Source organism: Nanoarchaeota archaeon (assembly GCA_018897155.1).
In the GTDB taxonomy this organism is placed as follows: domain Archaea; phylum EX4484-52; class EX4484-52; order EX4484-52; family LFW-46; genus LFW-46.
Window position 1 is genome coordinate 1 of record JAHILE010000047.1, and the last position, 13,776, is coordinate 13,776.

The following is a 13,776-nucleotide window of genomic DNA, read 5'->3' on the forward strand; positions in this document are numbered from 1 at the left end:
CGATTTGTTTTGAACAACAGCGATTTTCAAACTGTAAGAGAAGGCATGAATGCTATCGGCGCATACATAGAAAAAGAGCTATCATTTAGTTGAAAGTGTATTTAATGGAGTGTATGTATTGCAGAATACCCGTTATTTCAACAAAAATTTCTGGTATCCCAGAACTTATAGAATCTGATGGGCTATTGGTCGAACCCAATAATGCAAAAAAAATAGCAGAAAAAATAAAAGTTCTCATGAAAGATAAAACTCTGAGAACTAACATGGGATTAAATGGAAGAAAGAAGATAGAAAAAGAATTTAATATTCATAAAGAAGTTAGGAAATTAACTGATCTTTGGAATAGCATTAAGTAAATGGAGATACAAAACCTCGTGAACTAGATTTGATCAATTCATTTTTCAAATAACTCAAAATAATGTTAGATATTTATGAGGTGCTATTATGAATGAATTAAGACCTGGAACATTATTAAGGTATTGGGCTTGCAAAGACAAAATAAATGAATTAGTTAAAAATAGAGGTAACGTCTTAGACATTGGTTGTTATGATGGTTTTATTTTATCAAACTTAGAAAAAAATAAGAATATTGTGCCCATTGTTTTAGATTTAGATAAGGCGGGATTAAAGATCGCAAGAAAGCAACGATTGAATGCTTGTGTAGCATCTGGGATTCAAATTCCATTAAAAAAAGAATCTATTGATACACTATTACTAATGGACGTAATAGAGCATGTAAAAAGAGATGATTTACTTATCAACGAAGCATATAAAGTCTTAAAGAAAGGCGGAATATTATTTCTAACGACGCCCATAAAACATAGAAAGTTAGTATCCTTCATAGTTCATAGATATGAAAAAAGTTCATAAAAATTGGGGACATTTAAAAGAAGGATATTCTTTTGAAGAGATTTCACATTTGCTCAATACGCGATTTAAAATATTGAAATATGATACCTATTTTAATTTACTAAGTAGATACTCTTATTTCATCCTATTCCACTTACCTCTGCCGCATACGTTAAGAATAGTTATATTTCGTTCTGTCTTAAAATTTGAATCCAATATAAAATTAGGTGGAATGGAACAAATCATAATTTGCCAGAAATAAAAATGAATAGCGTCACAGGTCCATTGTTTCAGGGAATATTTCAAATCTTTTTCCTGATTAGATAATGTGTGATGTAATATTTCAAAATCCCCAATCTTATTGCAGCCATTGACATTGCATGGTAGAAAGCCGCATAAAAATTCAACCTAAAGATATTCTTTAATACTGAGGGAGACATTATCAATAAAAGAATAGAAAGAAGTAATAACATAACAGCTACAGCATTTATCTGCGCGATGGTTGTAACACAGATTCCAAGAGTAGATAATAATAATGCTAATGAGATATAATAATTCACTCTAAATGGTCTTGATGAAAATCCCTCGGTTATGTAAGTATGTGCACTCCAATAGCTTTGCAGAAATTTTGTGCGAAAAACCCTCTTTAATGATGACTTATGAAAGTGTTTTACTTCTGCGCCAGTTACAAATAAAGGCGCATAATTCATACTGTTTAATTTTAGACCAAATCTATAATCCCCCGCAAAGGGTATTTTCTCATCAAAAAAACCTACTTTTTCAAGGGCACGCCCCGTAATCGCGAAATTCCTTGTATCGATTGTTCTTAAGTTATCCCCCTTACGTATTGTTTTTATATATTGTTCATAAGCATCTTGTTCTACGTTTTCCAATCTTCCATTCGTTGCACTCAATGTTCCGCCCATAGAAGCTTCACATTTGCCACGCCGTATCGGCTCGGTTAATCTCGTAAGCCAATTTCGTTTGAGAATACAGTCTGAATCGGTAAAAACAAGAATTTCCCCAGTGGAGTAGTTTACACCGGTGTTTCTAGACAAATAGGAGCCTTTACTTTTCTCATACAAATATTTTACTTTTCCATAGCTTTTTATAATCTCAGCCGTTTTATCAGAAGAACAATTATCAACAATTATGATTTCGTAAGTGGGATAGTCTTGAATAAGTAATGATTCGATGCATTGTTTTATTGTTTTCTCCGCATTGTACGCTGGAACGATAATCGAAATTTTTGGATATTGTTTCATTTTGAATCATCTCTATTTCAATTTTAGTATTATCCACAGTAAACGTTTCCCCAACCATTCGCATAACGTAAGTCCGCATAGGTCTGTATAGTTATATCGGGTTTCTTTGCACCGAGCGATCGATAATTAACCTTATCAATATATTGAGACACTTTATAATCATATTCACTTACTAATTTACATTTTTTTGTTTTATCAACTGGCAAGAAAAAAGTGTCTCTGATACCATTGATCGTTGGACCGTTCATAGTTAAAAACACATTATTCTCTTGAGACCATTTTAATATGGCCCCACCTTCAATAGGAGTATAACGAATATAAGATCGTATATCAAAAAAAGGGGTTTTTTCTAAAGGATCAGTCAGAACAAATATGGGGGGGTAAAAAAACAGACCAACTAATATACATATGATTAGCGTTACTGATATTATTGTTTTATTTAATTTTGATACTATCGTTGCAGCAAAAAATGACATTGGGTATATTATGAATTCAAGCACCCTCACAGGATCAAAAGCAACGTCAGATCCACCAATAACAACTCCGAAAATAGTCATAGCGGATAAAGTAATTATGTAGGTTATGTACAAAATTGATAGCTGCGTATTATTTTTTATCGCATATAAGAATCCTAGAGGTACTAGTGCAGCTGCTATAATGACGGATAAGAATTGTTGGGGGGGGTATGCAAATACCAATAATTTGTTTAACACAATATATAAAAAAATGATTGATGCTATTGTTAAGGTAAATACAGTTATCTTAACTTTTTTTGTAAGGAGCAAATCGTTATTGATTATTTTTGGAACATACTTCTTTAGATATGACATGACAAAAAACATGATTAGGGAGATTACTAAAATCTTGAATAGAGATACGCGTGATAAAAATATTGTTATTCCTTTATTTATCAAGAAGAAAAAGAATGGTGCTGCGATTGCCCAGTAAATAAAGGTTGGTAGTAAAGATACAAAAGAAATCAGTAATCCATAACCTTTATTTTTATAAAAAAATACATTCATTAGGAAGATCATTATAATAAGCATAAAGCTAGCCCAGTAATGAGCGAGCGTCATTCCAAAAAGCGAAATGAAGTATATAATAAACCACTTTATTGAATTTTTTTCTCTAAATTTATCCAGTAAATATATCGAAAGTGGGAAAAAGAATAATCCAATGGTTTCTCTAACCGCTTGTGCACCCCACCAAATGTTTGGTCCAAATGTAGCTACAATAAGAGTGGATATAAGTGAAATTGAGATATTTTTAGAATATTTTTTGATGAAAAAATAAAAAAATATTAGTCCTAGTGAACTAATTAGTGGTGGAAGAAATAAATCTATTTTGAGGGTATTACTATCTGATAAAATCGACGTTGTTGACACAATTAAATGCAAAAATGGTGCTATTCCGTATGCTTGAAGGTTTATTTCACCAGTCTGTTGTATGTATTCAATAAATTTGTAATCTCTTGTTCCGTCGTCTGTAATGGGGTATGAGTAACCATTTAGGTACGGAAATGTTCGTAATACGAACGCCAATACTATGATCATTAATAAGATCATCACTTCCTTCTTATTACGAATCTCAATCATAATCAACACTCAGAATATTCCCCTCATTGTTGCTATGGAGCCACTCCACATATATTTTTTAACTGTGTTTTTGTATCCATTCACACCCATTTTTTCTGTAAGCTTTTCATTTAACAGTATTTTAATCATTGACAGTTCCAACATCATTGCATCATTAATTCCAACCAAAAAACCCGTTTCTCCATCCTTAATAATATACTTTATCCCGCCAATTTTTGTTCCGATTACCGGTTTTCCGCACGCCATCGCCTCAATTAATGTCATGCCAAAGCCTTCCTGTACGGTTGTTGGGGTGAGGGCGACAACATCCGCGCTTCGATAATATTCTGGCAGTTCTTCGTCGCTTACAAAGCCCGTGAATATTACTTTATCTGCAATTCCGAGTTCTTTGCTTAAATTTCTGTATTCTTCCACCATATCGCCTTTTCCTACAAGCACAAGATACGCAGAGGGTATTTTCTCGGCAACATTTTTAAACGCTTTAATCAGGATATCAACGCCTTTGTGCTTGTGAAATCGCCCCATTTGTCCGACAAACATTACAATCTTAGACTTTTTAGGTATTTTGAATCTTTCATGCACTAAATACGATTTTCCCGGGTAAAATTTATCCAAATCAACACCCGGAGGAATTAATGAAAGCTTTTCTTTATGTTTCAGAAGAAATTTTGACTCATTGAAACAGTAAGGCGACGGAGTGATTATTTTTGTGCTGTTATTCAAAAGCATTTTATTGAATGTGTAATTATATACATTGCATAAAAAATTGACAAAAAAGTTCGGATGTGTGTTGTCGTTGTGATATGTCAAATAAAATGGTATTTTTCTTTTATTCGCAGCCATGCACGCCATATCCGCATAATATGGTACGGGTGTATGCGCGTTAACTAAATCAAACTTCTCTTTTTTCAATAAATCAGAAATCGTAGCGTACAAATTCAGCTTTATAGGTGTATTAGAAACAATAAAATTTGGCTTCTGTCTTATGACTCGAACACCGTTAATAACTTCATCTTTATCCTTGCCTTCTTTCGTGCTGCACAAAACCGTTACTTTAAAACCCTTCTTCACAAGGCCTTTGGAGATATTATAAGCATAATTCTCTAATCCACCGCCTTCTGGATAGAAATATGGGCAGATTATTAAAACATTCATAAATTTCACTTGATTAATCTTAAATCATCAATGTAAAATGTTCTATATCCACGGTCTGCAAAAATGTTTACGGACACCTGTGTAATTGCTGACATATCCGGTAAACCCCGTATCACACATTTTTTCAGATCTATTTTGATTTTATTCCAACCGGGTTTAAGATTTTCTCCGCATTCAATATGATTTTTCCAGTTATCTCCGTCATCTCCAAATGCCATGAATCCGAAACTCGCTATCTTTAAATTACTATAGGGATTATAAAACCAAAGAGTTAAAAAGTTATAGCTATTCATATCAAATGGTTGATATTGTTTCTGAACTTTGGCGTAGCCCAGGGTTGATTTCATAGAAAAGTTGCTTGAAATCTCCATAGAATAAGAACCTTGCTTGAAGTATGTGTTGCTTTCTATTATTTTTGTATCACTATATGCGGGAATAATTAATGAAAATTTCATCGTCCCACCTCTTGATAAATTGCTTCCATTTGTTGCGCAATTTTATCCCAGTCAAAATCATGAATATCCTTCGGATTTTTCAGCTTTGCTGAAAAAGCTTGGAAACCGCAGTTTCCATGATATTCAAGCTTTTCAAACTTCGTTTGAAAATGCGCGACTTCCTTCCCTGCAACCGGTTTCGCGCCAAAAATCTTTGCGCCAAGCTGTTTTTCATCGGCAATCGTGCACATCTTCGCATAGGGAAAGCCTGAAAGATACGGCGGTATGACGACTTTTGTTCCGCATGCCAGGGCTTCGAATCCGCCGGTTTCGGGGCGAACTATTAGGAGTTTCATATTCTCACCAGTGTATTATCGCTTCAAGCTTTTTATTCGGCTTATGAGCAAATCTTTATATAATTATGTTACACCAATATTAATAAATCTTTAATTTGGGTGTATTATGAAAGGAATATCAAAAAAGGAGCTTGACGTAATCTCCCTCCTGGAAATGGAAGAGAAGTTTTTCTTTACCCGGAAAGATATACGCCGTTTTTTCAAAAACGGGAATGAAATGAGCGTCTACATCCACAGGTTAAGAAAAAAGGGAAGGATAATCAAGCTCAACAAGGCAAAGTATTGCTTAATCCCTGTAAAAGCATTCGAAGGGCATTGGTCAGAGCATCCTTTCATAGTGATTGACGAAATTTTCAACGGAAAGGACTACTTTATTTCAGGGGCTGCAGCAGAGCATTATTGGGGCCTGATAGACCAGATACCGGTAAAAATCGAAGTTAATTGCACTAAAAAGCAGGGAACAAAAAGAATATTTAATACTGCGATAATATTCCGGCGTGTCAGGTCGTTAAACCCGAAAGATTTTGTCAGGAAAAAAATAAAGGAACATTATTTCCTCATAGAGTCAAAAAAGAAGGCTAAACAATGGTTGAACTGATTTCCGAGAATCGGCTGCGATACTTATCCGGCCTGAAAGGGTTCAACCTAATATATCTGGAAAAAGATTACTTTCTTAGTTTGCTGCTTTACCTGCTAAAAGATGTTAAAGACATCTGCTTTAAGGGCGGCACTGCATTAAATAAAATTTTCCTCAATCACACCCGCCTTAGCGAAGATTTGGATTTCACCTGCCGAAAGACTACCGAATCCGCAAAAAACGAGATTGTCGCCATATTAGAAAAGAATAAAGGCATTTTCCAGAAATACGCTTTTGAAAATCAGACTAACAATTATTTCAGATTAAAGGTTTTTTATAATAGCTATTTCACGGAAAACAGCTATATTGTCATAGACCTTAACGGAAAGGCATCATTGCATTGCCCGCCTCAAATGCAAAAAGTCAGGCATTTCTATGAGGAAATACCGGAGTTCGAGATACTTACACTGGACCCGAACGAACTGATAGCTGAAAAAATACGGGCGCTAATTGCAAGAAACCAGCCAAGAGACTATTTTGACGTATATTTCCTCTTGAAAACGGGCCATAAGATCGATTTTGATCTGGTTGGGAAAAAATTAAACGAAGTAAATCAGAAATTTGATGTTGAACGGATATTCAAAAACGCAAACAAAATCTATTCTCACTGGGATGATGATGTGGCCCAGCTAACCAATAAACCGGTTGAATATCTTACAGTAATCAAAAGATTGCAAAAAGAGTTCAAGTACAAAGTGTAGTATTCTTCAAATATCCGCAATATACGGCACCGGAAGATGGCTGTTAACGACGTCCGGCTTCTCCCTATCAATCACCGAGGAAACTATCTTTGCCCAATTAATTATTATCTGCGTATTCGATATCCTGAAATCCGGCTTCTGCCTTATAATCCGGACGCCGTCAATAATTTCCTCTTTGTCCCTGCGCTCTTTTGTGCTGCGCAAGACAGTTACATTAAACCCCTTTTTCACCAGTCCCTTCGCAATGTTATATGCATAATTTTCAAGCCCGCCGATTTCGGGATAGAAATACGGAGAGACAATCAGCAACTTTTTCATTCCGCCACACCTCTATAAACTCCTTCCATTTCCTGCGCGCCCCTCTCCAGGCCAAAATGCGCAATGTCCTTGCGCGCCGCAGGCTTTGCGCCAGGCATCTTTTCCGAAAGCTCTGCGCCGTCTGCAATCGCGCACATCTTTGCATAAGGGAATTTTGAAAGATACGGAGGTATTAATATATTCATCATAAACACACTCATAGGGCATTATTTCTGCCTGAATAATTTCTCCAGGTCTCCGAGGTCAAAAAGCATCAATCCGTTCACTTTTGGCTTTTCTGCAAAGCTTCTGGCGAATATCGCAAAATACTCATTTCTTTTGCCGATATTCCAATCTACAAATTCCGCCTTCTTTTTTAACTCTTCAAAAATCTTCGCAGCATTCACTTTATCCTGCCATTTGCACTCGGCGAATAAAATATCTTTTGTTTTTTCTCCCAATGCGACAATATCAATCTCGTACTGGCTTTCACCTGCAGGCCTTCCGGAAATTCTGCCCCATTGCCGATCTATCTTGGAAAAAACAGCGGGCAGGATTTTTTTGCTGTTCATTATCTGGACTGCTTCCCTGCATATGTCTTCGAATACGAGCGAAACGTATTCGTTAAATTCCGGCTTTATAAAATTATCCGCCACAAATGCCTGCTGGTTTTTTTCGATAAATTCCTTATATAGATAAATGTACCTGAACCAGAATTTGAACATATTGTCGCTTAAAAGATAAATGCCGCGTTTGCTTTTCATTATATTTTCGGTTGCAGGCACGTTCCGTATAATAAAATGCAGGTCTGCCAGTATTGAAAGATATTTTCCGACAATGCTTTTATCAAGGCCTGTGTCGTTCATTATTTCCCCGATTGTCGTCTTGCCCTTTGAAATTGAAAGAAGTATTGAAAAATAATATCTCGGCTCCCGTAATTCTTCCCTTATGATAAATTCTATATCCCGGTAAATGAACGAATCTTCTTTCATAACTATTTTTGAAATATTTTCGAGCAGCGCCTTTGTACTGTCGTATTCGTTTAAATATGCCGGAGTGCCGCCAAATACGGAAAACATTTCAATCGCTTTCTGCATATCGCTTTCGTATTCAAGAGTCTCGGCAAATGAAAACGGCCTGATCAGGAGCTGCCCGGTTCTTCTGCCGTAAAGAGGGCTTTTATATCCGAGAAGCCTTTCCATCATAGTCATAGATGAGCCGCAAAGTATGAGAAAAATGCCCGTTTTCCTCAGTTTATTATCCCAGTAGTCCTGCAAAATTGATGGAAGAGACGCATCTTCTTTCACAAGATATGGAAACTCATCTATTGCAATAATCAGCCTTTTATCGGATTTTTGCGCCAGGTATTCAAAAAATGCATCCCAGCCGGAAAAGGGGCTTTTGGCAAGAACCTCATCGTGGAAAAAATCCGCTAATTTTTCAGAAAAATTCCTTAGCTGAAGCAGTTTTGTTTCTTCCCTTGCAAGAAGCCGGATGCCGGTTTGCTTTTCCAAAAACTTATCAATTAATTCGCTTTTCCCTACTCTGCGTCTGCCATAGATCACAAGGAATTCTGCCTTTCCGGAGGATTTTCTTTCCTCAAGCATTTCTAACTCATTTTTTCTGTTTACAAACATAAATATCACTTGTTTACTCAAGAGTAATATACTCACGAGTAACTATTTAAAGCTTTCTATTACAGCACATTATCTTTCGGGAAGGACACACAATCATCTCACAACACCTCGATAAATATCTTCCATCTCATCTGCAATAAAATCCCAGTCAAAATCTTTAACTGATTCAGGATTTGCCTTTTTTGGATTAGATATTGCTTCTACAAGCATTTCACCATTAGCAATCATACACATTTTCGCATAAGGAAATTCCGAAAGATATTGCGGTATTACAACTGCCGTGCCGCATGCCAGGGCTTCGAGAACAATGATTCCAAAGCCCTCGCGGGATGATTGCGTCACAAAAACGCCGGATGATTTTATTTCCTTTAGTAAAGTATTATGTTCTTTGACAAAATTCTTGAATTCTACAGGCAATCCGATTGCAAGTTTCTCAAGCCGTTCTCTTTCAGGACCTTCACCAATAATTACCAGATGTGCTTTCTTATTCTTCTTCAAAACGTCCGGCATGGCTTTTATTATCAAATCGACATTCTTGAAAGGCACAAGCCTGCCGACAGTTATTATCCTGTTTTTGTCCCTTTTTGCCTTTATTTTGGATATTTCCTGAACAGAAATGCCGTTATGCGCGACATCGGACTTTCTGCCAAGCACATTATGAAGATTAGTCTGAGTATGTTCTGATACTGAAATTATTTTGTCCGGCAATTTCGATGCAAGCCACTCAATTGAATATCCTATATCTCCTCTCCATCCAAGATATTCGAGCCAGTATTTCCTGCCCCAGACCTCGTGCCATGTGGCGACAAGCGGCGTTCTCTTCAATTTACAGACAAAAAGAGGAAAATACGGGAAATTCGAGCAATCTATCACATCTAATTCTGTTTTCATAAGCGGTTTTAGTAAATGAAGAGAAAAATATAATGCCTGTTTTATCGACCTTCTGCCCTCGTTCCGGTAAAGCTTTTTCGGAGTACAAACGCCATGCAAAAATACGCCCTCTTTCTTAATTATATCTTCGCCTTTCCAGAACTTCATCCCGAAAATATGAACCTCGTGCTTTTTAGCCAACCGTCGGGCAATCTCCCAGTTTCTTTTCTCAACGCCGCCCTTGACATAGGGATAAATGACGTCATAGACAATGCCGATTTTCATTTTTGAATCACCTCATGCATTGAAAAAATGAAAAGCCGAGAGCGCAAGCGAACGGATTTTCATTTTTGAATCACCTCATGCATTGAAAAAATGAAAAGCCGAGAGCGCAAGCGAACGGATTTTCATTTTTGAATCAACTCACATATTTCTTAATTTCCATTTAAGCATAGGATGATTTCCAAGCCGCGGATTACACTTTACATCCTCAAACAATAAATCAAGGACAGCTTTTTTCTCTTCATAAAAAAGCCGTATAAATTTCTGCTCATTTTTATTTAATACAATTAGTTCTGACGCAAACGCCTTTATTTTTTCGCCGGCATTATTAATATCGATTTTCGTTCCTTTTTCCATGAGAGGAAGAAGGAACTTTTTAATGTCGTTCTGATCTATTTTACTTATGCGTTCCGTGCTTATCTTGCGGAAATCATCTGCAAGGCAGAAATAAAAGATAAAGCACTTTTTCAGCATTGTTTTATCAAATTCCAGGCCGCTCTCAAGAAGCATATAAACGTCAAAAAGGTCCCTTGCGGCGGCTCTCATGAACAATGCCCGAAGTTTTGTCGCAAACAACTCCTCCAGCATATATGTCCTTACTTTGAATTCCGGCTTTTCCAAAATCATGATTTTCTTTTCAATTATTTCAAAAACCGGGACACGTTCCATGAAATTTATCTCAATCTTTATCCGGTCCGCATTTCCGGCAGTGTTTATGTATTTCAGGTTATATTGCAAAAGAGCGTAAGGCTGGACTTTCTCTATTTCATATCCTTCCATCCGTAAAATCTTCGTCAAAATCTTATTTATGTTTTCACGGGCTTTAAGCATATCCTCCCTGTTTCCATCAGACACGAAATTAAAGTCAATGTCAACAGAAAGGCGAGGCATCTTGAAATAAATGAAGTTTATTGCAGTCCCGCCTTTTATGGCCAGCCGGCGTCCCAGAAATTCATTTTCATAAATCATGTGCAATAAATCAGAAAGCCTAAAAACTTTCTCAAGAACATCCCGCTGAAACCTTGTTTTCTCTGACAGGCGCTCAAAATATTTTTTGTCCGACTTATGCAATTTTCATCATCTCCTTTGCGTTTTTTGGCACAATAAGCTTCCATTTTCCGATATAAACGCCCTTTTCTTTTGGAACGAGATAATACACCCTTTTTCCTAATCCCTTCTCCAATGCCGCAAGAAAGCTTTCAGGAACATTCAGCTCATTCTTCAATTCATCAAAAATAAATCCGGTCCTGTGAAACATGCTTTTTTCGCCAAAAAGATTCAGATAGTTCATCAATTTCGTATAATTCAGGTTAGGATATGCGGAAATGCTCTTAACGATTTCCTCAAGGCCCCCGCCATATTCCATGTTTCTTATGCAATCAAGGATGGTTCTTTCGTTGTCGCTTACATTTATCTTTTGGCTTCCTCTTAAAACCTGCTTTATCCCAAACATGCGCTTGGCAGTAACAAATTTATACAAAATGCTCTGGAATTCAAAAGACTTCGATGCTTTTCCGGATGAAAGATACACAATGTTCAGATACGACTGCGCCGCGCCATGCAGTTCAAGCGCAGTGTGGTGCGAAATAAAATACGTCTTTGCCAATTGCGACGCTATCAATATCTTGTCTGCGGCAAAATCCCTGCCTATCATTTGCGCAGGGACAACGGCAAATAAGCCGCGTCTTATCTGCTTTACATAGCCCTTCTTCTTTAGCCTTGAAAGAATCTGCCGGGCTGTTTTCCTGTTTGCAATGATTTTATAGGCATCACCGGTCCGAAACACTTCTCCCTCATAGAGGCGAAAATATACTTTATGCTCTAATGGGCTAAGATTTACGCTTTTTTCGTCATTAGTATATGTGGATGTGGACATAAACAAAAATATGAGTAGATAACTTAATAAATCTATTTCTGCGGATAACTGCCTATGGGCAAACATAATTTTTTGTAAACAATGCTAATTATATCAAACTCCTTATGGTTAGTTTTACGCTTTCTTTTGAGTTATATTTCGGCGTCCATCCGAGCGCTTTTAATTTCGCATTCGACAAAAGCATTTTCGGGATATCGCCCTTCCAACCGATTGAGCCGCCAGTATATCTTATTTTGGCTTTCAATTTCATCTCTTTAATCACCATTGAAGCGATTTCAGAGACTGGAATGGTATTGTCAGAGCCTATATTGTATATATTTACAGTATCATTTGATTTCTCTACAGATAAAAGAATCGCAGAAACAACATCATCTATATACACATAAGATTTTGCCTGCTTTCCGTCGCCTAATACTTCAAGTTCGAATGAATCCTTCCGTAATTTATTGATAAAATCAAATATAATCCCATGCGTTCCGTCAGGGCCTATGACATTCGCAAACCTGAAAATCCATGCTCGCATCCCGAAATTATGGCAATACGCAGAAATCAAAGCCTCGCAAGCCAATTTTGAAGCGCCATACATCGATTCAGGCTTCAATGGCCCGTAATTCTCCAAAGTAGGCATTAAAGCACTTCCATAAATAGTTGAAGTTGATGTAAAAACAATATTCTTAACTCCATTAATCCGCATTGCTTCAAGAACATTGTGCGTTGCAAGGATATTCTGCTCAACATCGACAGTTGTATCAATAGAGCCCCTTTTGACATCTGCATTTGCCGCAAGATGAAAGATGATGTCAAAATCCTTGATATTTGAAAGAACAAATTTTCTATCTGTCAAATTCCCTTTGATAAATCGTACGTTCTCCGGAATAAATTCCCTTTTTCCTGTAGAAAGATTATCAATAATCGTGACATCGTATTCCTTAAGGGCGTTTACGAGATGATGCCCGATGAATCCGGCGCCGCCTGTAACAAGAACCCTTTTCACAAACTCATCCTCAATTTAAAAAGATAAATCAGGTTTTTTATCCCGTCTTCATTAGACTTGAGCTTGACTTCGCCTATGCGCTCCCTGTATTCTATCGGGACTTCCCTGAATCGAAAGCCGTTTGTTGCCGCACGTATCTTCAGCTCCTCTGAGAATGCCATGCCGTCTGATTCCATCTTTATTTCATCCAGGATTTTTCTCCTGAAAACCCACATGCCGGATTGCGAGTCTTTTATATGCACTCCAAAAAGCATGTTCGTGGCTATAGTAAGCACTTTGTTGCCGATTTTGTGCTTGAGGCACATATTGCCGTCAAGAATCCTCTGGCATGATATGAAATCCAGCTTCTCTTTTTCAAGCATATTCACTAATTCAGTCACACGTGATGCAGGATAAGTTCCGTCAGCGTCAAGGCATGCGACGTACTTTGCGCTCCTTGGCACCTTACTAAATCCCGTTTTATACGCCCTGCCGTAGCCGAGCCTTTTTTCATTGATGACTTTTGCGCCAAAGGATTTTGCCACCTGCATTGTTTTGTCCTTTGACAAGCCATCAATAACGTAAATATCAACGCCTTTTGGGAGCTCAGCTATAACCTTACCAATCCCCCTTTCCTCGTCTTTGGCAGGAATAAGAACCGCAATTTTCTTTTTCATAAAATCATCCCGAACGTATATCAAAGTAGCATATAGTTATCGAACGTTGTATATATGCGTCAAAAGATTTATAAATCAAATTACAACCTAAAAGTGACATCAAATGCATACTATTGATATGCTGCAGTATATATAATTTCACACATCACCATAAAGAAATTCGGCGCACGCC

The 13,776-nt window shown here is 37.1% G+C and carries 17 protein-coding genes; 4 read left to right on the top strand and 13 right to left on the bottom strand.

What is annotated here, in order from left to right:
- The first annotated feature begins 104 nt into the window (after nucleotides 1-104).
- Nucleotides 105-356, top strand: coding sequence for a glycosyltransferase (locus KKB09_06260; GenBank protein ID MBU4300793.1), 252 nt, complete (start codon nucleotides 105-107; stop codon nucleotides 354-356).
- 88 nt (nucleotides 357-444) lie between these two features.
- Nucleotides 445-870 carry a class I SAM-dependent methyltransferase gene (locus KKB09_06265; protein MBU4300794.1) on the top strand — a complete coding sequence of 142 codons (426 nt, stop codon included), beginning with the start codon at nucleotides 445-447 and terminating at the stop codon, nucleotides 868-870.
- 281 nt (nucleotides 871-1,151) lie between these two features.
- Here the strand turns inward: KKB09_06265 and KKB09_06270 are convergent, their stop codons facing one another.
- Genes KKB09_06270 through KKB09_06290 form a run of 5 tightly spaced genes read right to left on the bottom strand, consistent with a single transcriptional unit; the run spans nucleotide 1,152 to nucleotide 5,654 of the window.
- Nucleotides 1,152-2,114 carry a glycosyltransferase family 2 protein gene (locus KKB09_06270; GenBank protein MBU4300795.1) on the bottom strand — a complete coding sequence of 321 codons (963 nt, stop codon included), beginning with the start codon at nucleotides 2,112-2,114 and terminating at the stop codon, nucleotides 1,152-1,154.
- 29 nt (nucleotides 2,115-2,143) lie between these two features.
- Nucleotides 2,144-3,709: a glycosyltransferase family 39 protein gene (locus KKB09_06275; GenBank protein MBU4300796.1), complete on the bottom strand. Its 1,566-nt coding sequence runs from the start codon at nucleotides 3,707-3,709 to the stop codon at nucleotides 2,144-2,146.
- A 9-nt stretch (nucleotides 3,710-3,718) separates the two neighbouring features.
- A complete protein-coding gene (locus tag KKB09_06280; GenBank protein MBU4300797.1) occupies nucleotides 3,719-4,864 on the bottom strand; it encodes a glycosyltransferase family 4 protein in 1,146 nt (381 codons plus the stop codon).
- Between the two features lie 5 nt (nucleotides 4,865-4,869).
- Nucleotides 4,870-5,319 (bottom strand): hypothetical protein, encoded by a 450-nt coding sequence (locus KKB09_06285; GenBank protein ID MBU4300798.1) that lies wholly within the window; start codon nucleotides 5,317-5,319, stop codon nucleotides 4,870-4,872.
- The gene (locus KKB09_06290) at nucleotides 5,316-5,654 is read right to left on the bottom strand and encodes a hypothetical protein (protein ID MBU4300799.1); all 339 of its coding nucleotides are present in this window, start codon (nucleotides 5,652-5,654) and stop codon (nucleotides 5,316-5,318) included. Before KKB09_06290 ends, KKB09_06285 begins: the two co-directional genes overlap by 4 nt.
- A gap of 106 nt (nucleotides 5,655-5,760) precedes the next feature.
- On the opposite strand from KKB09_06290, the gene KKB09_06295 reads away from it, so the two are divergent.
- Both KKB09_06295 and KKB09_06300 read left to right on the top strand, forming a co-directional pair.
- Entirely contained in the window at nucleotides 5,761-6,252 is a 492-nt protein-coding gene (locus KKB09_06295) for a hypothetical protein (protein MBU4300800.1), read from the top strand.
- Nucleotides 6,240-6,992, top strand: a complete 753-nt coding sequence (locus tag KKB09_06300; GenBank protein MBU4300801.1) for a nucleotidyl transferase AbiEii/AbiGii toxin family protein — start codon at nucleotides 6,240-6,242, stop codon at nucleotides 6,990-6,992. The genes KKB09_06295 and KKB09_06300 overlap by 13 nt, the downstream gene beginning before the upstream one ends.
- Before the next feature lie 6 nt (nucleotides 6,993-6,998).
- On the opposite strand, the gene KKB09_06305 is transcribed toward KKB09_06300, so the two are convergent.
- From KKB09_06305 to KKB09_06340, 8 genes are all read right to left on the bottom strand, one after another.
- Nucleotides 6,999-7,310 carry a glycosyltransferase gene (locus KKB09_06305; GenBank protein ID MBU4300802.1) on the bottom strand — a complete coding sequence of 104 codons (312 nt, stop codon included), beginning with the start codon at nucleotides 7,308-7,310 and terminating at the stop codon, nucleotides 6,999-7,001.
- The gene (locus KKB09_06310; GenBank protein ID MBU4300803.1) at nucleotides 7,307-7,498 is read right to left on the bottom strand and encodes a hypothetical protein; all 192 of its coding nucleotides are present in this window, start codon (nucleotides 7,496-7,498) and stop codon (nucleotides 7,307-7,309) included. The genes KKB09_06305 and KKB09_06310 overlap by 4 nt, the downstream gene beginning before the upstream one ends.
- An 18-nt stretch (nucleotides 7,499-7,516) precedes the next feature.
- Nucleotides 7,517-8,926 carry an ATP-binding protein gene (locus KKB09_06315; protein MBU4300804.1) on the bottom strand — a complete coding sequence of 470 codons (1,410 nt, stop codon included), beginning with the start codon at nucleotides 8,924-8,926 and terminating at the stop codon, nucleotides 7,517-7,519.
- A gap of 93 nt (nucleotides 8,927-9,019) precedes the next feature.
- Nucleotides 9,020-10,081 (bottom strand): glycosyltransferase family 4 protein, encoded by a 1,062-nt coding sequence (locus KKB09_06320; GenBank protein MBU4300805.1) that lies wholly within the window; start codon nucleotides 10,079-10,081, stop codon nucleotides 9,020-9,022.
- Nucleotides 10,082-10,219: 138 nt separating this feature from the next.
- Nucleotides 10,220-11,149 carry a nucleotidyl transferase AbiEii/AbiGii toxin family protein gene (locus KKB09_06325; GenBank protein ID MBU4300806.1) on the bottom strand — a complete coding sequence of 310 codons (930 nt, stop codon included), beginning with the start codon at nucleotides 11,147-11,149 and terminating at the stop codon, nucleotides 10,220-10,222.
- Nucleotides 11,142-11,954, bottom strand: a complete 813-nt coding sequence (locus tag KKB09_06330; GenBank protein MBU4300807.1) for a hypothetical protein — start codon at nucleotides 11,952-11,954, stop codon at nucleotides 11,142-11,144. The genes KKB09_06325 and KKB09_06330 overlap by 8 nt, the downstream gene beginning before the upstream one ends.
- 88 nt (nucleotides 11,955-12,042) lie before the next feature.
- A complete protein-coding gene (locus KKB09_06335; GenBank protein ID MBU4300808.1) occupies nucleotides 12,043-12,948 on the bottom strand; it encodes an NAD-dependent epimerase/dehydratase family protein in 906 nt (301 codons plus the stop codon).
- Nucleotides 12,945-13,604 carry a glycosyltransferase family 2 protein gene (locus tag KKB09_06340; protein MBU4300809.1) on the bottom strand — a complete coding sequence of 220 codons (660 nt, stop codon included), beginning with the start codon at nucleotides 13,602-13,604 and terminating at the stop codon, nucleotides 12,945-12,947. The genes KKB09_06335 and KKB09_06340 overlap by 4 nt, the downstream gene beginning before the upstream one ends.
- Nucleotides 13,605-13,776 lie beyond the last annotated feature (172 nt).

Bases quoted from the DNA above. Each gene is read 5' to 3' on its own strand.
- KKB09_06260 (MBU4300793.1), top strand. From the start codon at position 105: ATGGAGTGTATGTATTGCAGAATACCCGTTATTTCAACAAAAATTTCT.
- KKB09_06265 (MBU4300794.1), top strand. From the start codon at position 445: ATGAATGAATTAAGACCTGGAACATTATTAAGGTATTGGGCTTGCAAA.
- KKB09_06270 (MBU4300795.1), bottom strand. From the start codon at position 2,114: ATGAAACAATATCCAAAAATTTCGATTATCGTTCCAGCGTACAATGCG.
- KKB09_06275 (MBU4300796.1), bottom strand. From the start codon at position 3,709: ATGATTGAGATTCGTAATAAGAAGGAAGTGATGATCTTATTAATGATC.
- KKB09_06280 (MBU4300797.1), bottom strand. From the start codon at position 4,864: ATGAATGTTTTAATAATCTGCCCATATTTCTATCCAGAAGGCGGTGGA.
- KKB09_06285 (MBU4300798.1), bottom strand. From the start codon at position 5,319: ATGAAATTTTCATTAATTATTCCCGCATATAGTGATACAAAAATAATA.
- KKB09_06290 (MBU4300799.1), bottom strand. From the start codon at position 5,654: ATGAAACTCCTAATAGTTCGCCCCGAAACCGGCGGATTCGAAGCCCTG.
- KKB09_06295 (MBU4300800.1), top strand. From the start codon at position 5,761: ATGAAAGGAATATCAAAAAAGGAGCTTGACGTAATCTCCCTCCTGGAA.
- KKB09_06300 (MBU4300801.1), top strand. From the start codon at position 6,240: ATGGTTGAACTGATTTCCGAGAATCGGCTGCGATACTTATCCGGCCTG.
- KKB09_06305 (MBU4300802.1), bottom strand. From the start codon at position 7,310: ATGAAAAAGTTGCTGATTGTCTCTCCGTATTTCTATCCCGAAATCGGC.
- KKB09_06310 (MBU4300803.1), bottom strand. From the start codon at position 7,498: ATGATGAATATATTAATACCTCCGTATCTTTCAAAATTCCCTTATGCA.
- KKB09_06315 (MBU4300804.1), bottom strand. From the start codon at position 8,926: ATGTTTGTAAACAGAAAAAATGAGTTAGAAATGCTTGAGGAAAGAAAA.
- KKB09_06320 (MBU4300805.1), bottom strand. From the start codon at position 10,081: ATGAAAATCGGCATTGTCTATGACGTCATTTATCCCTATGTCAAGGGC.
- KKB09_06330 (MBU4300807.1), bottom strand. From the start codon at position 11,954: ATGTCCACATCCACATATACTAATGACGAAAAAAGCGTAAATCTTAGC.
- KKB09_06340 (MBU4300809.1), bottom strand. From the start codon at position 13,604: ATGAAAAAGAAAATTGCGGTTCTTATTCCTGCCAAAGACGAGGAAAGG.